We start from the raw sequence: 21,131 nt of genomic DNA on the forward strand, positions 1-21,131 counted from the left end.
GGCCTCCAGTGCTTGTCTGGCAAGCGCTGATAGCTATTAAAAAAGTAGCAAAAGTGGGTGCGCCAGGGCGGGCTGCCACACCAGCGCCGCCAGCCCCGCGCAGTTCAGCAGCAGGGTGACCCAGTACACGGCGCGAAACTCCGCCTTGGCCGACTTGTGGCGCAGCCCCTGCTGCGCCCACCAGGCCGCGGGCCAGCCGCCCAGCAGGGCCAGCAGGTGCAGCTGCTTTTCGCTGATGCGCCAGGCGCCGCGCTGGGCCGCCCCCTTGTCGATCGCATAGGCCAGGAAGGTGGCCGCATTGAGCGCGGCCAGCGCGCCCAGCAGCCACAGCGGCAGCGCCCCTCTGGCGACGCCCCAGGCCAGCAGGCCCAGCCACAGCACCATCAGCACGGCGGCCAGGCCGCTGCCAGTTGCGGGTGCAGGTGCGGACGCATGGCGTGTGCGGCCTTGGGCGGCCGCCTGGGTGCGTGGCGTGGCGCGCCCCGGCCGTGTGTTGGCCGCCTTGGCTGCGGTGGCGCGCGCGGCCTGCGCGGAGCGCGGGCGCACCTGCATGGCGCGCGGCCCCTTGCCGCCGACCTGGATCTCTTCGTATTCCACGGCCATGCCCACGGCGGGCGCGGCCGGCCCCCGAAAGTCGCGGATGTGGAAGAACACGTTGCTGTGGCCGGCGCCCTGGATGAAGCCGAAGCCCTTGTCCGCCTCCCAGCGGCGGACGGTGCCCTGCGCGCTCATGCGCCGGCGCCCGTGCCGCCGGGCAGGGTGAACAGCGGAATGTCGCGGGCCTGGGCCAGCGCGTCCAGCGCGGCGCGGCTCTGCCCCTGCATGAAGCGCGCAATGCCCGCGTGGGTGTCGGCGGCGCGCGGGTCGGCGTCGGGTGGCAGGCCGGCGGCCTCGCACAGGCGGGCGGCAAAGTGCGGCTCCAGCGCGGCCAGGGCCGCCAGGCCGTCGGCGCAGGGGTAGACGCGGTAGCCCGCGTGGGCGCCGCCGGTGTCGCCCGCGGGCGTGGTCAGGCCCCAGTGGCGGGGCAGGGCCAGCCACTGGGCGGCGTCGGCCAGCGGCACCTCGATGCACACGCCGCGCCCGCTGGCCGCGCGCGCCAGCAGGGCCTGGAGCACGGCCTCACTGGCCACCAGGGCGCCGCCCATGTCGGCGTAGAGCGAGGGCGGCATGGCGGTGCTGGTGACCAGGCCGGCCTCGGCCTGGTAGGTCAGGTCGTGCCCGGCCTCTTCGGCCCGCGCGCCCGCGGCGCCCACGATGCGCACCAGCGACAGGCGCGGGTAGCGCGCCTGCAGCGCCTCCCAGCCCAGGTCGAGCTTGGCCAGCGCCGAGGGGCGAAAGGAGGTGATGAGCACGTCGGTGCGCTCCAGCTCGGCGTGCAGCGCGGCCTGGCCCGCGTCGGTCTTGAGGTGGGCCTGCAGCACCCGCACTCCCGCGTGCATGGCGGCGTAGGCGCCGGGGCTGTAGAGCGCCATGGGGTCGGCGCTGGCGTGGCCGGCGGGGGCGGGCGGTTCGAGCTTGGTGCATTCGGCGCCCATGCGCTGGCAGCGCAGCAGGGCGGCGGGGCCGGGCAGGTTCAGCGCCAGGCTGAGAATGCGGGTGTGGAGCAGGGGCTGCAGGGGCGGGGTGGTCATCGGCAATGGGTGGATGGGAATGGAGGCTGTGGCGCGGCGCCGGAACTTCGGGCCCGGTGGGCGCTCCGACCCTGCGGTTATACAAACAAATCCGCTGCCTCCCCCCCGCTGGCCCATCTGCCCCACCACCCCCATACCATGCAGCGTCGCACCTTTGCCGCCCTGGCCGGACTGGCCGCCCTTCCCGGAGTCTTCATGAGCCCTTCGACCGATGCCGCCGCCTTGCCGCTGCTGGAGGCGCTGCGCCCGTCGCCGCGCATGCCCGTGCTGTTCCTGGGCCATGGCAGCCCCATGAATGCGATCGAGGACAACGCCTGGCGCCGCGCCTGGCAGGACCTGGGGGCCGAGCTGCTGGCGCGAGAGCAGCGGCCGCAGCTCATCCTGTGCGTGTCGGCCCATTGGCTCACGCGCGGCGGCTGGTATTTGACGGGCATGGCGGCGCCCAAGACCCTCCACGACTTCGGCGGCTTCCCGCGCGAGCTGTTCGAGCAGCAGTACCCGGCCCCGGGCGCGCCCGCCGTGGCGCGCGGCCTGGCGCAGGAGCTGCGCGCGCCCGACACGGCGAAGGCGCTGGGGGTGGACGAGGGCGAGTGGGGGCTGGACCACGGCACCTGGTCGGTGCTCAAGCCCATGTTTCCGGCGGCCGACATTCCGGTGCTGCAGCTCAGCATGGACTACGGCCGCCCGCCGGCGGAGCACTATGCGCTGGGCCAGCAGCTGCGCAGCCTGCGCGAGCGCGGCGTGCTCATCGTGGGCAGCGGCAACGTGGTGCACAACCTGCGCGCCGTGCGGCGCGGCACCGGTATCAACGCGGCCTACGAGTGGGCCAACGAGTTCGACTTTCAGGTGCAGGAGCGCGTGAAGCATGGCCGCCTGGATGCGCTGGCGCAGTTCCAGCAGTGGGGCGGGCAGGGGGCGCAGCTCGCGCATCCGACCCATGAGCATTACCTGCCGCTGCTGTATGCGGCGGGCGCGGCGCTGCCCACCGAGATGCCGCGCTTTTTCAACACGGGCTTTCAGTCCGCGTCGATCTCCATGCGCTCCATGCTCTGGGGGTGATCATCAAAATTGATAGCTGCAAGCGCTTGCTGTATAAGCGCTAGAGGCCAAAAAAACATGAAAAAACCGCCCGAAGGCGGTTGTTGCATGGGGCCGACCAGGGCCGATCAGACCACCTTGGCGATGGACTGGCAGACGTAGTCGATGTTCTGGCTGTTGAGCGCGGCCACGCACATGCGGCCGGTGTCGGTGCCGTACACGCCGAACTCGTTGCGCAGGCGCACCATCTGGTCCTTGGACAGGCCCGAGTAGCTGAACATGCCGATCTGCGTGGTGATGAAGCCCATGTCCTGCTTGACGCCGGCGGCCTTCAGGCCGTCCACCAGCTTCTGGCGCATGGCCTTGATGCGCACGCGCATCTCGCCGAGTTCCTTTTCCCACTGGGCGCGCAGCTCGGGGTTGTTCAGCACGGCCGCGACCACGGCGCCGCCATGGGTGGGCGGGTTGGAGTAGTTGGTGCGGATCACGAGCTTGAGCTGCGAGAGCACGCGCGCGGCCTCGTCCTTGTCGTTGGCCACGACCGACAGGGCGCCCACGCGCTCGCCGTACAGGCTGAAGCTCTTGGAGAACGAGGTGGACACGAAGATGTTCAGGCCGGCGGCGACGAACTTGCCGATCACGGCGCCGTCTTCCTGGATGCCGTAGCCGAAGCCTTGGTAGGCCATGTCGAGGAAGGCCACCAGGCCCTTGGCCTTGACCACCTCGATGACCTTGCTCCACTGCTCGGCGGTGATGTCGTAGCCCGTGGGGTTGTGGCAGCAGGCGTGAAGCACCACGATGGTGCCGGCGGCTGCGGCGTTCAGGTCGGCCAGCATGCCGTCGAAGTCCACCTTGCGGTTGGCGGCGTCGTAGTAGCGGTAGCTGCCCACCGTGAAGCCAGCATTGGTGAAGATGGCGCGGTGGTTTTCCCAGCTGGGGTCGGAGATCAGCACGGTGGCGTTGGGGCTGACCTTCTTCAGGAAGTCGGCGCCGATCTTCAGGCCGCCCGTGCCGCCGATGGCCTGCACGGTGGCCACGCGGCCGGACTGGACCACATCGGATTCGGCGCCGAACACCAGGGCCTTCACCGCGTTGTCGTAGGCGGCGATGCCGTCGATGGGCAGGTAGCCACGCGCCGTGGGCTTGTCCATCATGGCCTTCTCGGCGGCCTGCACGCACTGCAGCAGCGGCAGCTTGCCGTTGTCGTCGAAGTACACGCCCACGCCCAGGTTGACCTTGTTGGGGTTGGGGTCGGCGGCGTATTGTTCGTTCAGACCCAGGATCGGGTCGCGGGGGGCCATTTCGACGGCGGTGAACAGAGACATGAAGAGTCCTTGAGGGGATGGAAATCTAACGGCGTGACCCCAGCTGGAGTAGGCTTTCGGGTCAATACACGATTTTAACGGCCGCCCTCGCGGGCCGTTTACTCCGCCATGCATGAAGTCACCTCCGAACCGGCCGCAGGCGCCACCGATGGCGCCGATGGGCAGTTTGTCCAGTTCCCCGGCTCGCCCTTTGCGCTGTTCCAGCCATACCCGCCCGCCGGCGACCAGCCCGAGGCGATCGCCAGGCTGGTGGACGGCGTGCAGGACGGCGAGGTGTTCCAGACCCTGCTGGGCGTGACCGGCTCGGGCAAGACCTTCACCATGGCCAACGTGATCGCGCGCCTGGGTCGCCCGGCCATCATCTTCGCGCCCAACAAGACGCTGGCCGCGCAGCTCTACAGCGAGTTCCGCGAGTTCTTTCCCAAGAACGCCGTGGAGTACTTCGTGAGCTACTACGACTACTACCAGCCCGAGGCCTATGTGCCGCAGCGTGACCTGTTCATCGAGAAGGACAGCGCCATCAACGAGCACATCGAGCAGATGCGGCTGTCGTGCACCAAGAGTCTGATGGAGCGGCGCGATGTGGTCATCGTGGCCACGGTGTCGGCCATCTACGGCATCGGCGAGCCCGAGAGCTACCACCGCATGATCATGACGCTGCGCACGGGCGACCGCCTGAACCAGCGCGACGTGATCGCCCAACTGATCCGCATGCAGTACCAGCGCAACGACGCGGACTTCAGCCGCGGCAAGTTCCGCGTGCGTGGCGACACCATCGACGTGTTTCCGGCCGAGCATTCCGAGCTGGCGATCCGCATTGAGCTGTTTGACGACGAGGTGGAGAGCCTGCAGCTGTTCGACCCGCTCACGGGCCGCATCCAGCAAAAAATACCGCGCTTCACCGTCTACCCCAGCAGCCACTACGTGACGCCGCGCGACAAGGTGCTGGCGGCCGTGGAAACCATCAAGGTCGAGCTGGCCGAGCGGCTCAAGCAGCTGGTGGATGACGGCAAGCTGGTGGAGGCCCAGCGGCTGGAGCAGCGCACGCGCTTTGACCTGGAAATGCTCAGCGAGGTGGGCCACTGCAAGGGCATCGAGAACTACACGCGCCACCTGTCGGGCTCGCAGCCCGGAGAGCCGCCGAGCACGCTGACCGACTACCTGCCCAAGGACGCGGTCATGTTCCTGGACGAGAGCCACCAGATGATCGGCCAGCTCAGCGCCATGTACAACGGCGACCGGTCGCGCAAGACCACCCTGGTGGAATACGGTTTCCGCCTGCCGTCGGCGCTGGACAACCGGCCGCTCAAGTTCGAGGAGTTCGAGCAGCGCATGCGGCAGGTGATCTTCGTCTCCGCCACGCCGGCAGACTACGAAAAGGAGCATTCCGGCCAGATCGTGGACCAGGTGGTGCGCCCCACGGGGCTGGTGGACCCCGAGGTGGAGGTGCGCCCGGCCACGCATCAGGTGGACGACGTGCTGCAGGAGATACGCATCCGGGCCGACAAGAACCAGCGCGTGCTCATCACCACGCTGACCAAGCGCATGGCCGAGCAGCTCACGGACTACCTGACCGACAACGGCGTGAAGGTGCGCTATCTGCACTCCGACATCGACACCGTGGAGCGCGTGGAGATCATCCGCGACCTGCGCCTGGGGGCGTTCGACGTGCTGGTGGGCATCAACCTGCTGAGGGAAGGCCTGGACATTCCCGAGGTGTCGCTGGTGGCGATCCTGGATGCCGACAAGGAGGGCTTTCTGCGCGCGGAGCGCAGCCTGATCCAGACCATCGGCCGGGCGGCGCGCAACCTGCACGGCAAGGCCATTCTGTATGCGGATCGCATCACCGATTCGATGAAGAAGGCCGTCGGCGAAACGGAGCGCCGGCGCGCCAAGCAGATCGCGCACAACGAGGCGCAAGGGATCACTCCGCGCAGCATTGTCAAGCAGGTGAAAGACCTGATTGATGGCGTCTACAGCGAAAAAACGGGGCAGGAGGCGCTGCGCCTGGAGCAGGAGGCGGCGCGCCATGCGGAGCTGGAGGAGATGTCGGAGAAGGACATTGCCCGGGAAATCAAGCGGCTGGAAAAGCGCATGCTGGAACATGCGCGCAACCTCGAATTCGAGCAGGCGGCGCGCGTGCGCGACCAGTTGGCGCAGCTCAAGGACCGGGTCTTCGGCTCCCATGGCGGCGACCAGGTCGTGCGCTGAGAGGCAAGGGCGGGTGGTCGTTACCTTGCGGGAGAAAATGCGACTGATCGGTTTTCTTATCCGACAAAAACGATAGGGATTTGTGCTATACTCGCGCTAAATACTCAAGAAAGAAAGCCCCACAACAAACAAGGGCCCCGGGTGTTGCGGCCATTGCCGCGGCGCGTCGGGGAAAGGGTGGAGACGGTGCCCGGGTGTGATTCAGGCAACCCGCGGTGTTTCTATAACGATCAAGCCTAGACAAGGAGCTTGCGATGCGTCTCACTACCAAAGGCCGTTTTGCGGTCACCGCCATGATTGATCTGGCACTGCGCCAAAATAACGGCCCCGTTACCCTGGCTGCCATCAGCCAGCGCCAGCAGATCTCGCTGTCCTATCTGGAGCAATTGTTCGGCAAGCTGCGCCGCCATGAACTGGTGGAGTCGACGCGCGGCCCCGGTGGTGGCTACACGCTGGCGCGCAAGGCGGCCGACATCACGGTGGCCGACATCATCGTCTCGGTGGACGAACCCATCGACGCCACGCAGTGCGGCGGCAAGGAAAACTGCCTGGGCGAGGCGGGCCGCTGCATGACGCACGAGCTCTGGGCCTCGCTGAACCAGCGCATGGTGGAGTTTCTGGATTCCGTCACGCTGCAAAAGCTGGTGGACGATCAGCTCGCCAAGGGCGTGCAGATCGAGGACAAGCCCGTCACGCGCCGTGCGATCTCCACTACGCCGGTGGTCAAGCCCATCCGCGTGAACGCGCCGAATTCGGTGTTCGCACTGGGCAACGCCTTCGCCAAGTCCTGAACGCGCACCACGCCCGGCCATGGCGCAAGCTTGGCATAGGGTGGATGCTGCCGCACTATTTTTGATCTCTGACTCAAGCCAGCCAGAACCTTTCACTGAGCCAGCCATGGACATGACCCCGCATTTCCCCATTTACCTTGACTACGGAGCCACGACCCCGGTGGACGGCCGGGTCGTTGACGCGATGATTCCGTGGCTGCGCGAGCATTTCGGCAATCCCGCGTCGCGCAGCCATGCCTGGGGCTGGGAGGCGGAAGAGGCCGTGGAAAAGGCGCGCGGCCATGTGGCCGAACTGATCGGTGCGGACCCGCGCGAGATCGTGTGGACCTCCGGCGCCACCGAATCGAACAACCTGGCCATCAAGGGCGCGGCGCATTTCTACAAGGGCAAGGGCAAGCACCTGATCACGGTGAAGACCGAGCACAAGGCCGTGCTGGACGTGATGCGCGAGTTGGAGCGCCAGGGCTTCGAGGTCACGTACCTTGATGTGCAGGACAATGGCTTGCTGGACATCGAAAAGTTCAAGGCCGCGATTCGCCCCGACACCATTCTCGCGAGCGTGATGTTCGTGAACAACGAGATCGGTGTGGTGCAGGACATTCCGCTGCTGGGCGCCATTTGCCGCGAGAAGGGCGTGATCTTTCACGTGGATGCCGCGCAGGCGACCGGCAAGGTCGAGGTCGATCTGGGCGCACTGCCCGTGGACCTGATGAGCCTGGCATCGCACAAGACCTATGGTCCCAAGGGCATTGGGGCGCTTTACGTGCGCCGCAAGCCGCGTGTGCGCCTTGAAGCGCAGATGCACGGCGGCGGCCATGAGCGCGGCATGCGCTCGGGCACGCTGGCCACGCACCAGATCGTGGGCATGGGCGAGGCCTTCCGCATCGCCAAGCTGGAGATGGCGCAGGACCTGGCCAAGACGCGCGCGCTGCAAAAGCGCCTGCTCGACGGGCTCAAGGACATCGAGCAGGTGTTCATCAACGGCGACCTGGAGCACCGTGTGCCCCACAACCTGAACATGAGCTTCAACTTCGTGGAAGGCGAGTCGCTGATCATGGGCGTCAAGGGCCTGGCGCTGTCGTCCGGCTCGGCCTGCACGTCGGCCAGCCTGGAGCCCAGCTATGTGCTGCGTGCCCTGGGCCGCAGCGACGAGCTGGCGCACAGCAGCCTGCGCATGACCATCGGCCGGTTCACGACCGAAGAAGAAATCGACTACGCGATCAGCACGATCCGTCACAACGTGGCCAAGCTGCGTGAACTCAGTCCCCTGTGGGAAATGTTCCAGGACGGTGTCGACCTGAGCACCATCCAGTGGGCTGCCCACTGAGCACGCACAAAGCTGAAAAGGAGGAACACATCATGGCTTACTCAGACAAAGTGATTGACCATTACGAGAATCCGCGCAACGTGGGCTCGTTCGACAAGGGTGATGCATCGGTTGGCACCGGCATGGTGGGCGCACCGGCCTGCGGCGACGTGATGAAGCTGCAGATCAAGGTGAACCCCGAGACCGGCGTGATCGAAGATGCGCGCTTCAAGACCTACGGTTGCGGCTCGGCCATCGCCTCGTCTTCGCTGGTGACCGAATGGGTCAAGGGCAAGACGCTGGACGAGGCGGCAGCTCTCAAGAACAGCGAGATTGCGCAGGAACTGGCGCTGCCGCCCGTGAAGATCCACTGCTCGATCCTGGCCGAAGACGCCATCAAGGCGGCCGTGAACGACTACAAGGCCAAGCATGGCGCGGCCGTGCCTGCCTGAGTCCGCGATGGCTATCACGTTGACCGAAGCCGCTGCCCGGCATGTGAGCCGCTATCTTGCCCGCCGGGGCAAGGGGCTGGGCGTGCGCCTCGGCGTCAAGACCACGGGCTGCTCGGGCCTGGCCTACAAGCTCGAGTACGTGGACGAACAGGCGCCCGAAGACATCCTGTTCGAGAACCACGGCGTCAAGGTGCTGATCGACCCCAAGAGCCTGGCCTACATTGACGGGACCGAGCTGGATTTCGTGCGCGAAGGCCTCAACGAGGGCTTTCGCTTCAACAACCCCAACGAGCGCGATCGCTGCGGCTGCGGGGAGAGTTTCCGCGTGTGACCGCCTGGCGAGCGCGCTCATCGCCCTGACCGCCATCGCCCGCCGCGCTGGCGGTTTTTTGTTGCCATGAATCTTCAATCCGACGACTTCGAACTCTTTGGCGTGCCGCGCCGCTTTGCGCAGGAGCGCGACGCCCTGGATGCGCGCTGGAAGGAGCTCCAGCGCGAGGCGCACCCCGACCGCTTTGCGGCCCAGGGCGCGGCCGCGCAACGCGTGGCGATGCAGTGGTCGGTGCGCATCAACGAGGCCTATCAGCGCCTCAAGGATCCTCTGCGCCGCGCCGCCTACCTGTGCGAACTCCACGGCGCACCGATCCGGGCCGAGGACAACACCGCCATGCCCGCAGCCTTCCTGATGCAGCAGATGGAGTGGCGCGAGGCCCTCGACGACGCTGCCAGCGAGGCGCAGCTGGATGCACTGGATGCCGAAACGCAGGCGGAGCGCCGTGCGGCCATTGCGCGCTGCGGCGATCTGATCGACATGCAGCAGGACTATGCCGCTGCGGCACGCGAAGTCAGAGCCCTCATGTTCATTGCGCGATTTGCACAGGACATCGATGTACGCCGGGAGCAACTGGGACAATAAGGCCCATCCCGATCCATTTCCGGCTGGGCCCGACGGTGGCTTGCCCGGCACCATTTCTTCGACGATTCCATGGCGCTTCTGCAGATTTCCGAACCCGGGCAGTCCCCCGACCCGCACCAGCGGCGCATTGCCGTAGGCATCGACCTCGGCACCACGCATTCGCTGGTGGCGGCCGTGCGCAACGGCGTGGCCGAATGCCTGCCGGATGCGCAGGGCAGGGTGCTGCTGCCCTCGATCGTGCGCTACCTGTCCGGCGGCGGGCGGCAGATCGGGCATGAGGCAGCGGCTTCGCAGATGCTGGACCCCGCCAACACGCTGGCCTCCGTCAAACGCTTCATGGGACGGGGTGTGAGCGACATCGCCGATCGCGAGAAGCTGCCCTACAACTTCGTTGCGGCGCCGGGCGAGGGCGGCATGCTGACGCTGTCCACCGCCGGGGGCGTGAAGTCGCCCGTGGAGGTGAGCGCCGAGATTCTGGCCACGCTGCGCTACCGCGCCGAAGACAGCTTCGACGACGATGTCTATGGCGCCGTGATCACGGTGCCTGCTTACTTCGACGACGCGCAGCGCCAAGCCACCAAGGATGCGGCGCGCCTGGCGGGCGTGAACCTGCTGCGCCTCATCAACGAGCCCACGGCGGCAGCCATTGCCTATGGCCTGGACAACGCCGCGGAGGGCATCTACGCCGTCTATGACCTGGGCGGCGGCACTTTCGATATCTCGGTGCTGCGCCTCACGCAGGGCGTGTTCGAGGTGATCGCCACGGGAGGGGATTCGGCCCTGGGTGGCGACGACTACGACGCCGCGCTGGCCGATTGGGTACTGCAGCAGTTGGGCCTGCAGGCACATTCGCCGGAAGACAAAACCGCCGTGCGCCTGGCCGCACGTGCCTGCAAGGAAGCGTTGACTGCTACTGAAATAATAGCTTTTAGCGCTGATGTGGCGGGCGTCAAGGCCCAATTTGATGTAAAGCGCTCGGATTTTGCTGCAGCCACGGCCGCGCTCACGCAGCGTTCGCTGGCGGCGGTGCGCCGCACCCTGCGGGATGCGCAGATCGAGCGCGGCGACGTACAGGGCGTGGTGCTGGTGGGGGGCTCCACCCGCATGCCGCAGGTGCGCGAGGCCGTGGCCGATTTCTTTGGCAGGCCACCGCTCACCAACCTGAACCCCGACGAGGTGGTGGCCATTGGCGCTGCCATCCAGGCCAACCAGCTGGCGGGCAACAACGCCGCTGGCGACCTGCTGCTGCTGGACGTGATTCCGCTGTCGCTGGGCATCGAGACCATGGGTGGTCTGGTGGAGCGCATCATCGGCCGCAACGAGACCATTCCCACCGCCAAGGCGCAGGACTTCACCACCTACAAGGATGGGCAGACGGCGCTGGCCATCCACGTGGTCCAGGGCGAACGCGACCTGGTGCAGGACTGCCGCAGCCTGGCGCGCTTCGAGCTGCGCGGCATTCCGCCCATGGCCGCGGGCGCGGCGCGCATCCGCGTGACCTTCACGGTGGATGCCGATGGTCTGCTCAGCGTGAGCGCGCGCGAGCAAAGCAGCGGCGTGGAGGCGCGCATCGATGTCAAGCCCTCGTACGGCCTGAGCGATGACCAGATCGCCCACATGCTGCAGGACGGCTTTGCTACGGCCCAGCAGGACATGCAGGCGCGCGCCCTGGTCGAGGCCCGCGTCGACGCCGACCGGCTGCTGATTGCCACGCAAAGCGCCCTGGATGCCGATGGCGATGTGCTCGCACCCGATGAGCGCACCGCCGTCGATGCCCTCATGCAGTCGCTGCGTGCGGTGCTGGAGGCCGGCCATGACGCGGCCGCCGTGGAGGCTGCGACCCATGCGTTGGCCAAGGGCACCGAGGCCTTTGCGGCCCAACGCATGAACCGCGGCATCCGCGAGGCACTGGCGGGCAAGAGCGTCGATTCGCTCTGAGCAGCGCGAGAACACCCATCCATCCTTCAGCTTTTTTCAGCACCTGGCTGCCATGCCCGTCATCAAAATCCTGCCCCATCCCGAATACTGTCCCCAGGGTGCCGAGATCAACGCACCCGCCGGCACCTCGATCTGCGAGGCCCTGCTCGACAACGACATCAAGATCGAGCATGCCTGCGACATGAGCTGCGCCTGCACCACCTGCCACGTGATCGTGCGCCAGGGCTATGGCTCGCTGAACGCGGCGGAGGAAGAGGAGGAGGACCTGCTCGACCGCGCCTGGGGGCTGGAGCCGCAGTCGCGCCTGTCGTGCCAGGCCATCGTGGCCCAGAGCGACCTGACGGTGGAGATTCCGAAGTACTCCATCAACCACGCCAAGGAGAACCACTGATGTCGCGGCAGATTGTTCTGGACACGGAAACCACGGGCCTGTCCGCCGAGGGTGGCGATCGCATCATCGAACTGGGGTGCGTGGAACTGCTCAACCGCAAGCTCACCGGCAACAATCTGCACCTGTACCTGAACCCCGAACGCGACAGCCACGAGGACGCGCTCAAGGTTCACGGCATCAGCAACGAGTTCCTCCGGGACAAGCCCAAGTTTGCCGAGCGGGTGCAGGACATCCTGCAGTACCTGCAGGGCGCCGAACTCATCATTCACAACGCGAGCTTCGACGTCGGCTTTCTGAACAAGGAGCTGGAGCTGGTCGGCATGCCGCCGCTGGCCACGCATGTCGGCAGCATCATCGACACCCTGGCCATGGCCAAGGAGATGTTCCCGGGCAAGCGCAATTCGCTGGACGCGCTGTGCGATCGTCTGGGCGTGGACAACTCGGGCCGCACGCTGCACGGCGCCTTGCTGGACGCAGAACTGCTGGCCGACGTCTACATCAATCTGACCCGCGGCCAGGACGCGCTGCTGATCATGGACGAGACGCCCGAAGGCGAGGGCGGCATGAAGGCGGCAACCATGGACCTGAGCGGCATTGCGCTACAGGTGCTGGAGGCCAGCGCGCAGGAGCTTTCCGAACACGAAGACCTGCTGGCGCAGATCGACAGATCCAGCGGAGGCAAAACAATTTGGCGAACTTTCTCTGATGCGCCAAAAGCTATGCCATAATTGCAGGCTGTCGCAGCAACGACACGGGTGATTAGCTCAGCGGTAGAGCACTGCCTTCACACGGCAGGGGTCACATGTTCGATCCATGTATCACCCACCATTTTCATGAAAACGTTCGCGCCAAGCGCGAGCGGTTTCATCGGGTGATTAGCTCAGCGGTAGAGCACTGCCTTCACACGGCAGGGGTCACATGTTCGATCCATGTATCACCCACCAAACAAACCCCTTGCAGGCAAGCCGGCAAGGGGTTTTTTCATGAGCCTTGCGGCGCATGCGTTCGGAGACAATCCGCTCTCCCGTGACAGCATCCGGTCGCCTTCCATGATTACTTTCCACAATCCACTGCATCAAGGGCATGCACCCGTGCATGAGTTCTTTCGTGGCGAGCGCGTCCCATGCTTTGAAACGCCGGCGCGAGCGGTCTATGTGGAGGCGGCCCTGACGATGCGCGGCCATGACATGCATGCGCCGAACGCGGACAGCCGTGCCACTCTGGCCCAGGTGCATGCGCCGCGCTATCTGGCGTTCCTGCAGACGGCCTGGCAGCAATGGCTGGCACTGGATGCGGGCAACGCCGAACGGCAGCCGTTTCCCTCCGTCTGGCCGGTGCGTACGCTGCGCTCGGATGTGGAGCCCGCGAACTTCATCGCCAGACTGGGCCTGTATTCGATGGACAACGGTTCTCCGTTGGCCGCAGGCACCTGGGCGGCCGCGAAGGCAGGGGCCGATGCCGCGGAAAGCGCCGCGGCCCATGTGGCCAGTGGAGCGCGCGCGGCCTTTTGCTGTACGCGCCCGCCAGGCCACCATGCGGGGGCGGACTTCATGGGGGGCTACTGCTTCCTGAACAACGCTGCGGTGGCGGCGCAATCGCTGCGCAACCGCGGGGCCGGGCGCGTGGCGGTGCTGGATGTGGACTACCACCATGGCAACGGCACGCAGAGCATCTTTTATGACCGGGCCGATGTGCTGTTCGTCAGCATCCACGGCGATCCGCGCACCGAGTATCCGTTTTATCTGGGCTATGCCGACGAGACCGGCGTTGGGGCTGGGGCGGGCTGTAACCTGAATCTGCCGCTGCCCGCGGGCACGTGCTTTGCCGGGTGGATCAATGCGCTGGAGCATGCCTGCGTGCGCATTGCCGCCCATGGCGCGGATGCGCTGGTCGTGTCGCTGGGGCTGGATACCTACGAGGGTGACCCGATCTCGGGCTTCCTGCTGGCCTCGGCGGATTTCTCGCGCGTTGGCGAGCGCCTTGCCCGGCTTGGCATGCCCACGGTGTTCGTGCTGGAGGGCGGCTACGCGGCGGCGGAGCTGGGAACGAATGCGGTGAATGTGCTCGAGGGCTTCGAGCAGGCGTGAGTTGGAGGAGCAGGCAATGAGCGAAATGGTGGATTGCGTCGTCGTCGGCGCGGGCGTGGTGGGCCTGGCCGTGGCGCGCGCGCTGGCACTGCAGGGGCGCGAGGTGCTGGTGCTGGAGGCGGCCAACGCTATCGGCACGGAAACGAGTTCGCGCAACAGCGAGGTGATACATGCCGGCATCTACTACCCACAGGGCTCGCTCAAGGCTCGGCTGTGCGTGCAGGGCAAGGCCATGCTGTATGGCTATTGTGCGGAGCGCGGGCTGCCGCACAGGCGCTGCGGCAAGCTTATCGTGGCCACGTCGCAGGAGCAGCAACAGGCGCTGGCCGGCATCAAGGAGCGCGCGGCGGCCAATGGTGTGAAGGATTTGCAATGGCTCACGCGCGACGAGGCCAGGACGCTGGAGCCCGAGCTGGAATGCGTGGCCGCGCTGCTGTCCCCCAGCACGGGCATCGTGGACAGCCATGCCCTGATGCTGTCGCTGCTGGGCGATCTGGAGAATGCAGGGGGGCTTTTGGCATTGAATTCGCCTCTGAGGCAGGCACAGTATGCGCAAGGCGCTATGCATTTGGAAGCGATCGATGGAACCCGCATCAGCGCACGTGCCGTGGTGAACGCCGCGGGGCTGCATGCGCCGGATCTGGCACGGCGCTTTGCGGGCCTCGACCCGGCCTGTGTGCCGCGCGCGGCTTACGCCAAGGGCAACTATTTCACGCTGACGGGCCGCGCGCCCTTCAGCCATCTGGTGTACCCCGTGCCCAAGGCCGCAGGCCTGGGGGTGCACCTCACGCTGGACCTGGGCGGCCAGGCCAAGTTCGGCCCGGACGTGCAGTGGGTGGATGGCCCGGACGATCTGACGGTGGATGCAAGCCGTGCCCATGGCTTTTATGCCGAGGTGCGGAAATACTGGCCCGGCTTGCGCGATGGCAGTCTGGCCGCGGGTTACGCGGGCATACGCCCCAAGATCCACGGCCCGGGCGAGCCGGCCGCCGATTTTCTGATCCAGGGGCCACAGCAGCATGGCGTGGCCGGTCTGGTCAACCTGTTCGGGATCGAGTCCCCGGGACTGACCAGCGCGCTGGCCATCGGCGCGCATGTCGCGGCCATGCTGCGCGATGGAGAGCGGGGCTGACTCGGCGCCTGTATGCCACAGGTCACATTCCAGCCCCTGCCTGTTCTGGGAAATTGGTCGGGCTCGGCTAAGATGGGTCGTTCGCCCTCCATGTTCGCCATGGGTGGCGCCTACCGTTGTGTCCTGCTATGAAAGGCTTGTGTATGACCTCCGTATCCGAAACCATTTCCAACACTCCGAGTGAACTTGAACGGCTCGTCGGCGACCTGCGCAGCCTGCTGTCCAGCAAGGATCTGGACGGCATTCCGGAGATCAAGCAGCTGCGCCAGCGGCTGGATGACGGCATCCACAACGTGCGCGACTCCGCCGTGCGCGCCGCCCAGGATGCGGCTCAGCAGGCCAAGGATGCGGCGCGCGCCGCAGACCGGTACGCCCATGACGAACCCTGGCGCGTGGCCAGCGCCGCACTGGCCGTGGGCGCGCTCGTCGGCTTCCTGCTGGCCCGCCGCTAAGTCCGCGCGATGGGTGCGGGCCTGGCCGTGAACGCCGCCCCATCGTCCACCAACGGCTAGGAAAGAGCACATGAACTGGTTTTCCCTGTTGGGCCTGGAAGACTGGGCCGCGCGTTGGCGTGCGGCCGTGATGGAAGGGGCGATTGCCGCCGAAGATCGCATCCAACTGGCGCGGCTCGAGTGGGCCGACCAGAAGCGGCGGTTGGCGCAACTGGTGGTGCTGCTCATCCTCTTCGGCTGCCTGGCTGTCGTGGCCTTGCTGCTGTTGTCGGTGGCCATCCTGGTGCAGTTCTGGGACACCCCCCAGCGTGTGCTGGTGGCCTGGCTTCTGGTGGGGGGCTGGCTCGTGGCCTGCGGCATCGTGTTGGCCGCCCTGGTATCGGTCGCGCGCCAGGCAGGCAACGCCTTCGCGCTGACCCGCCGGGAGCTGGGCCAGGACTGGAATGTGATCAAGGAGCAGCTCTAGCCATGCCCATCATTGACCCCCAAGCCATCACGCCCGTACCTACGCCGGCGCAGCAGAAGGTGCTGGATCGCATCCTGGTGCAGCGCGAGCGCCTGCGTGCCAGGCGCGCAGCCTTCCGTCAGGCGCGCGCCATCGCGGCCACGCGCGAGGGCGTGGAGCCTGCCGCACCGCTGGCCGTGCGCCTGCTGGCCTTCGCGCGGCTACACCCGGTGGCCGTTGCGGCCGTGGTGGGCGCTGCCGCGCTGGCGGGGCCCGGCCGCATGATCCGCTGGGCTGGCGTGCTGATGCCGCTGATCTTGCGCATGCGGCGCGGGTAATGCCGCGTTGTCTCCATGTACCAAGGGCCGCGTCGCGGCCCTTGTTCTTTGGTGGGCGCGATGCTCAGTGCAGGGCCTTGATGGCGCGTGCCGCACGGGCCACCAGCGCCGGCCCTTCGTAGATCAGGCCGGTGTAGATCTGGACCACGTCTGCGCCTGCGCGGATCTTGCTGACGGCATCCTCTGCGCTCATGACGCCGCCCACCCCCATGATGGGGAAGGCCGGGCCCAGTGCGGCGCGCAGTTGGCGGATGACGGCATTGCTCGCCGCCAGCACTGGTGCGCCGCTCAGGCCTCCGGTTTCCTGGGCGTGGGCCATGCCCTGTACGGCATCGCGGCTGATGGTGGTGTTGGTGGCGATCACGCCGTCCATGCCGTGGCGTTGCAGCGTGGCGGCAATCACGGCCACCTGGTCCTCGGTCAGGTCGGGGGCGATCTTCACGAAGATGGGGACGCGCCGGCCCTGTGCCGTGGCCAGCCTTTCACGGTGTTCGGCAATGGCACCCAGCAGCGCGTCCAGCGCCTCGTCGCTTTGCAGGGCGCGCAGGTTCTGGGTGTTGGGCGAGCTGATGTTCACCGTCACATAGTCGGCATGCGGGTACACGCCTTCCAGGCAGGCGAGGTAGTCGCGCGTGGCCTCCTCGATGGGCGTGGTGGCGTTCTTGCCGATGTTCAGGCCCAGCAGCAGCGGCTTGCCCTGGGCGCGGACCTGCGAGCGCTGCACGTTGGCGATGAAGGCGACCAGCCCCTCGTTGTTGAAGCCCAGTCGGTTGATGAGCGCGCGTGCCTCGGGCAGGCGGAACATGCGCGGCTTGGGGTTGCCGGGCTGGGGGCGGGGCGTGACGGTGCCCACCTCCACGAAGCCGAAGCCCATGGCGGCCAGGGCGTCGATGCAGCGCGCGTTCTTGTCCAACCCCGCGGCCATGCCCACGCGGTTGGGGAAGGTGAGCCCGGCGAGCTGCACCGGGTCGCTCACGGTCTCGTTGCACCAGGCCCATTGCAGCGGCGTGCGCTGGCCGCGTGCCAGCATGTCCATGGTCAGTTCGTGGACGGCCTCGGCATCCATGCCGAAGAGAAAAGGGCGAGCGAGAGCGTAGGGAAGGAGTGACATGGGGATAATTCAATGATCACTTCGGATTTTCCCCCATGACGACACCCACATCCCTTTCCCAAGACGAACTCAAGACCCTGGTGGGCCAGGCCGCGCTGCAATATGTGGTGCCTGGCGAGATTGTGGGCGTGGGCACGGGCTCCACGGTGAACAAGTTCATCGACGCGCTGGCGGCGATCAAGGACAGCATCCGTGGCGCGGTGTCCAGCTCCGTGGCCAGCACCGAGCGCCTGCGGGCGCTGGGCATTCCGGTGTTCGATGCCAATGACGTGCGTTCGCTGTCGGTGTACATCGACGGCGCGGACGAGATTGACGGCCGCGGCTACATGGTCAAGGGGGGCGGCGCGGCGCTCACGCGCGAGAAGATCGTGGCGGCGCTGGCGCAGCGCTTCGTGTGCATCGCAGACGAGTCCAAGCTGGTGGACGTTTTGGGGGCGTTCCCCCTGCCGGTCGAGGTGATTCCCATGGCCGCGGCGCAGATCGCGCGCCGGTTCGAGTCCATGGGCGGCCAGCCCAGCCTGCGCCTGAAGGACGGCCAGCCTGTGGTGACCGATAACGGCCAGCACATTCTGGATGTGCGCGGCCTCGGCATCAATGACCCGCTGGCCTTTGAAAGCGAGGTGAATCAGTGGCCCGGCGTGGTGACCGTGGGGGTGTTCGCGCACCAGAAGGCCCATGTCTGCCTGCTGGGTACGGCGCAGGGCGTGCGCACGCTGTCGTTCTGACCCGGGCTCCTGCATGAGGGGCGCCCGCAGGCGCCCTTGGCTTCAGAAGACGATGCCGGCAGGGTTGGCGGGTGTGCGGCCCGTGGGCGGCGGCGTGGGCGCCGCTGCGGCGGGTGGTGCCGCCGGCTCCTTGGCCGGCGTGGCCGGCTTGGGAGTGGCCGCAACGAGCGGCGTGGCCGAGGGTCGTCGGTAGTTGGGCGGCAACTGCGACTGCTTGGGGTAGCCCGCCGCATCCAGGTACTGGCTCCATTCGGAGTCGGAAAAGCCCTTCAGATGCTGGGCGCCGATCGTGCCAAGGGGCAGGCTGGCATCGCCGCCCAGCCGCTTGAGCGCGTCGAGATCCTCATTGGATGCCACCGTACGCTCGGTGAACGGGATTCCTCGATTGATCAGCAGGTTGCGGGCGCTGCCGCAGGGCGCGCAGTCGCTGGCCGTGTAGAGCGTCACGGGAAAGCGCGTGGCGACCTGGCGCAGCTGGTAGGGCAGGGCGTCAAGGCCGCTGCCACCGCTTGCACGCGGGCCGCTGCTGACTTCGGTGCCTTGTGTCGTGGTGCTGGGCGCGCGGTCGGAGAAGGTGACCTTGCCGTCGGGCCCCACGATCCGGTACACCTGCTGGGCTTGTGCGGTTGCAGCCAGCAGCGCGGCGGCCGCACAGGCCAGGGTGGTGGCGAAGCGAAGGGTGTTCATGCAGCTCTCCTGTGGCTGTTGTCGTTGGAATGCGCCCCGCCCGCAAGGGCGGCCGGCCCGCAATGGGCCGTCGATTGTCGGGGACTCAGGCCGCGGTGGCCATGCCCTGGTGTCGCAGCAGCGCATCAAGGCTGGGTTCACGGCCGCGGAAGGCCTTGAAGGACTCCATGGCCGGGCGGCTGCCACCTGCCTCCAGGATGGCTTGCCGGTAGCGCCTGCCGGTCGCTAGGCTGGGCTCTCCGTTTGCGCCGGCCGTTTCCTCGAAGGCGGCGTAGGCATCGGCGCTCAGCACCTCGGCCCACTTGTAGCTGTAGTAACCGGCGGCGTAGCCGCCCGCAAAGATATGGCTGAAGGTGTGCGCCGTGCGGCTGAAGGCCGGCGGTTTGAGCACGGCGACTTCGTCACGGACGCGGTCGAGCAGCGGCAGCAGGGCGTCCTGCGGATCGTGCTCGGTGTGCAGCAGCATGTCGAACAGCGCGAACTCGATCTGACGCAGCGTGGCCATGCCTGCCTGGAAGTTCTTGGCCGCGATCATCTTGTCGTAGAGCGGGCGGGGCAGGGGCTCGCCGGTGTCGACATGGGCGGTCATGTGGCGCAGCACTTCCCACTCCCAGCAGAAGTTCTCCATGAATTGGCTCGGCAGCTCCACGGCGTCCCACTCCACGCCGCTGATGCCCGAGACATCGCGTTCGTTGACCTGGGTGAGCATGTGGTGCAGGCCGTGGCCGAACTCATGGAACAGGGTGATGACGTCGTCATGCGTGAGCAGCGGCGGCTTGCCCTCCACGCCCTCGGCAAAGTTGCACACCAGATGCGCCACGGGCGTCTGCAGCTGGCCGTTGTCCGGGCGCAGCCAGCGCGCGCGCGCGTCGTCCATCCAGGCGCCGCCACGCTTGCCCTGGCGTGCGGGCTGGTCCAGGTAGAACTGGCCCACCAGCTGGCCGTCGCGCTCGATGCGGTAGAACTCGACGGCCGGGTTCCAGGCGGGCGCCGTGTCGCGGCGGATGGCCACCTCGAACAGCGTTTCGACGATCTTGAACAGGCCCGCAAGCGCCTTGGGCGCCGTGAAGTACTGCTTGACCTCCTGCTCGCTGAAGGCGTAGCGCGCCTCCTTGAGCTTCTCGGAGATGTAGGGCCAGTCCCAGGACTGCGGATCATCCAGACCCAGGTGTTCGGCGGCGAAGGCGCGCAGATCGGCCACGTCCTTTTCGGCAAAGGGGCGCGCGCGGCGCGCGAGGTCGCGCAGGAAGTGGATGACCTGGTCGGGCGACTGGGCCATCTTGGGCACCAGGGACACCTGGCCGAAATTGCCGTAGCCCAGCAGATGCGCCTCTTCCTTGCGCAGCGCCAGGATCTCGGCCATCACGGCGGTGTTGTCAAAGCGGGCGGCATCGCCCTGGGCCTGTTCGGATGCGCGCGTGACGTAGGCGCGGTAGAGCTTCTCGCGTAGCGCGCTGCTCGTGGCGAACTGCATCACCGGCAGGTAGCAGGGCATCTTCAGCGTAAGCTTGTAGCCTTCCTTGCCATCGGCCTGGGCCGCGGCACGCGCGGCCTGGCGCACATCGGCGGGCAGGCCGTCCAGTTCATCGGCAGTGGCGTAGTAGGCATAGGCGTCGGTGGCGTCCAGCGCGTTCTCGCTGAACTTCTGGCTCAGCTCGGCCTGGCGTTCCTGGATGGCGGCAAAGCGTTCCTTGGCGGCTCCCTGCAGCTCGGCGCCCGACAGCACGAAGTTGCGGATGGCGTTGCTGTGCGCCTGGCGCTGCTCGGGGTTGAGCGTGGCCGGATCGATCGCCTTGTACTTGGCGTACAGGCGTTCGTCGGCGCCCAGGCGGGTCCAGAACTCGGTGACCTTGGGCAGGGCCTCGTTGTAGGCGGCGCGCAGCTCGGGCGTGTCGGCCACGCTGTTGAGATGGCTGACGGCGCCCCAGGCGCGGCCGAGTTCTTCGGTGGCGATGTCCAGCACGCCGGCGATGGCATCCCAGCGTGCGGGGAAGTCGGGCTGGGTCACGGTCTCCAGGGCGGCGTCGGCGCGCTGCAGGAGCGCATCCACGGCGGGAGCCACATCGGCAGGAGTGATGCGGTCGAACGGAATATGGCCGGAGAAGTCGAGGAGGGGATTGCTCATGCTGGCTTAGATGGCGTCGCAGGGGGAGGG

At 66.9% G+C, this 21,131-nt stretch carries 22 protein-coding genes and 2 tRNA genes; 18 read left to right on the forward strand and 6 right to left on the reverse strand.

The annotated features are described in order from the left end of the window. Window positions 1-36: 36 nt before the first annotated feature. Window positions 37-732, reverse strand: coding sequence for a DUF1294 domain-containing protein (locus BP68_RS00875; RefSeq protein ID WP_496368129.1), 696 nt, complete (start codon window positions 730-732; stop codon window positions 37-39). Beyond that, the gene (locus BP68_RS00880) at window positions 729-1,631 is read right to left on the reverse strand and encodes a CoA transferase (RefSeq protein WP_496368131.1); all 903 of its coding nucleotides are present in this window, start codon (window positions 1,629-1,631) and stop codon (window positions 729-731) included. The genes BP68_RS00875 and BP68_RS00880 overlap by 4 nt, the downstream gene beginning before the upstream one ends. A 195-nt stretch (window positions 1,632-1,826) precedes the next feature. On the opposite strand from BP68_RS00880, the gene ygiD reads away from it, so the two are divergent. Further along, entirely contained in the window at window positions 1,827-2,690 is an 864-nt protein-coding gene (ygiD, locus tag BP68_RS00885; RefSeq protein WP_496369044.1) for a 4,5-DOPA-extradiol-dioxygenase, read from the forward strand. Window positions 2,691-2,797: 107 nt separating this feature from the next. Here the strand turns inward: ygiD and BP68_RS00890 are convergent, their stop codons facing one another. Further along, window positions 2,798-3,994 carry an amino acid aminotransferase gene (locus tag BP68_RS00890; protein ID WP_496368133.1) on the reverse strand — a complete coding sequence of 399 codons (1,197 nt, stop codon included), beginning with the start codon at window positions 3,992-3,994 and terminating at the stop codon, window positions 2,798-2,800. A 108-nt stretch (window positions 3,995-4,102) separates the two neighbouring features. On the opposite strand from BP68_RS00890, the gene uvrB reads away from it, so the two are divergent. The 16 genes from uvrB to BP68_RS00970 all read left to right on the forward strand — a co-directional run bounded on the left by uvrB (window position 4,103) and on the right by BP68_RS00970 (window position 16,453). Then, window positions 4,103-6,205 carry an excinuclease ABC subunit UvrB gene (uvrB, locus tag BP68_RS00895; protein ID WP_496368135.1) on the forward strand — a complete coding sequence of 701 codons (2,103 nt, stop codon included), beginning with the start codon at window positions 4,103-4,105 and terminating at the stop codon, window positions 6,203-6,205. Window positions 6,206-6,459: 254 nt separating this feature from the next. Next, window positions 6,460-6,996, forward strand: coding sequence for a Fe-S cluster assembly transcriptional regulator IscR (gene iscR, locus BP68_RS00900; RefSeq protein ID WP_313295999.1), 537 nt, complete (start codon window positions 6,460-6,462; stop codon window positions 6,994-6,996). Between the two features lie 106 nt (window positions 6,997-7,102). Further along, a complete protein-coding gene (locus BP68_RS00905) occupies window positions 7,103-8,323 on the forward strand; it encodes an IscS subfamily cysteine desulfurase (RefSeq protein ID WP_496368138.1) in 1,221 nt (406 codons plus the stop codon). 32 nt (window positions 8,324-8,355) lie between these two features. Then, entirely contained in the window at window positions 8,356-8,754 is a 399-nt protein-coding gene (gene iscU, locus BP68_RS00910; protein WP_496368140.1) for a Fe-S cluster assembly scaffold IscU, read from the forward strand. A gap of 7 nt (window positions 8,755-8,761) precedes the next feature. Then, entirely contained in the window at window positions 8,762-9,085 is a 324-nt protein-coding gene (gene iscA / locus BP68_RS00915; RefSeq protein WP_496368142.1) for an iron-sulfur cluster assembly protein IscA, read from the forward strand. A 66-nt stretch (window positions 9,086-9,151) separates the two neighbouring features. Beyond that, window positions 9,152-9,670 (forward strand): Fe-S protein assembly co-chaperone HscB, encoded by a 519-nt coding sequence (gene hscB, locus BP68_RS00920; RefSeq protein WP_496368144.1) that lies wholly within the window; start codon window positions 9,152-9,154, stop codon window positions 9,668-9,670. A gap of 69 nt (window positions 9,671-9,739) precedes the next feature. Beyond that, window positions 9,740-11,608, forward strand: a complete 1,869-nt coding sequence (gene hscA / locus BP68_RS00925; RefSeq protein WP_496368146.1) for a Fe-S protein assembly chaperone HscA — start codon at window positions 9,740-9,742, stop codon at window positions 11,606-11,608. Between the two features lie 52 nt (window positions 11,609-11,660). Next, window positions 11,661-11,999 carry an ISC system 2Fe-2S type ferredoxin gene (fdx, locus tag BP68_RS00930; protein ID WP_496368148.1) on the forward strand — a complete coding sequence of 113 codons (339 nt, stop codon included), beginning with the start codon at window positions 11,661-11,663 and terminating at the stop codon, window positions 11,997-11,999. Continuing rightward, a complete protein-coding gene (dnaQ, locus tag BP68_RS00935; protein WP_496368150.1) occupies window positions 11,999-12,727 on the forward strand; it encodes a DNA polymerase III subunit epsilon in 729 nt (242 codons plus the stop codon). The genes fdx and dnaQ overlap by 1 nt, the downstream gene beginning before the upstream one ends. A gap of 25 nt (window positions 12,728-12,752) precedes the next feature. Beyond that, window positions 12,753-12,827: transfer RNA gene (locus BP68_RS00940), tRNA-Val, on the forward strand. Window positions 12,828-12,868: 41 nt separating this feature from the next. Then, a tRNA-Val gene (locus tag BP68_RS00945) sits at window positions 12,869-12,943 on the forward strand. Between the two features lie 105 nt (window positions 12,944-13,048). Beyond that, on the forward strand, window positions 13,049-14,086 hold the full coding sequence (locus tag BP68_RS00950) for a histone deacetylase family protein (RefSeq protein WP_496369046.1): 1,038 nt from the start codon (window positions 13,049-13,051) through the stop codon (window positions 14,084-14,086). A gap of 16 nt (window positions 14,087-14,102) precedes the next feature. Next, window positions 14,103-15,218: an NAD(P)/FAD-dependent oxidoreductase gene (locus BP68_RS00955; RefSeq protein WP_496368152.1), complete on the forward strand. Its 1,116-nt coding sequence runs from the start codon at window positions 14,103-14,105 to the stop codon at window positions 15,216-15,218. Window positions 15,219-15,361: 143 nt separating this feature from the next. Continuing rightward, window positions 15,362-15,670, forward strand: coding sequence for an ElaB/YgaM/YqjD family protein (locus BP68_RS00960; protein ID WP_496368154.1), 309 nt, complete (start codon window positions 15,362-15,364; stop codon window positions 15,668-15,670). Window positions 15,671-15,740: 70 nt separating this feature from the next. Next, window positions 15,741-16,136: a phage holin family protein gene (locus tag BP68_RS00965; RefSeq protein ID WP_496368157.1), complete on the forward strand. Its 396-nt coding sequence runs from the start codon at window positions 15,741-15,743 to the stop codon at window positions 16,134-16,136. 2 nt (window positions 16,137-16,138) lie between these two features. Then, entirely contained in the window at window positions 16,139-16,453 is a 315-nt protein-coding gene (locus BP68_RS00970) for a hypothetical protein (protein ID WP_496368159.1), read from the forward strand. Window positions 16,454-16,517: 64 nt separating this feature from the next. On the opposite strand, the gene BP68_RS00975 is transcribed toward BP68_RS00970, so the two are convergent. After that, window positions 16,518-17,564, reverse strand: coding sequence for a quinone-dependent dihydroorotate dehydrogenase (locus tag BP68_RS00975; protein ID WP_496368161.1), 1,047 nt, complete (start codon window positions 17,562-17,564; stop codon window positions 16,518-16,520). 35 nt (window positions 17,565-17,599) lie between these two features. Here BP68_RS00975 and rpiA point away from each other — a divergent pair, with 35 nt between their 5' ends. Then, a complete protein-coding gene (gene rpiA, locus BP68_RS00980; RefSeq protein WP_496368163.1) occupies window positions 17,600-18,289 on the forward strand; it encodes a ribose-5-phosphate isomerase RpiA in 690 nt (229 codons plus the stop codon). Between the two features lie 42 nt (window positions 18,290-18,331). Here the strand turns inward: rpiA and BP68_RS00985 are convergent, their stop codons facing one another. After that, window positions 18,332-18,976: a glutaredoxin family protein gene (locus BP68_RS00985; protein ID WP_496368165.1), complete on the reverse strand. Its 645-nt coding sequence runs from the start codon at window positions 18,974-18,976 to the stop codon at window positions 18,332-18,334. An 85-nt stretch (window positions 18,977-19,061) separates the two neighbouring features. Next, the gene (locus BP68_RS00990; protein WP_496368167.1) at window positions 19,062-21,101 is read right to left on the reverse strand and encodes a M3 family metallopeptidase; all 2,040 of its coding nucleotides are present in this window, start codon (window positions 21,099-21,101) and stop codon (window positions 19,062-19,064) included. Between the last annotated feature and the right edge of the window lie 30 nt (window positions 21,102-21,131).

This window comes from Diaphorobacter oryzae DSM 22780 (genome assembly GCF_059568935.1).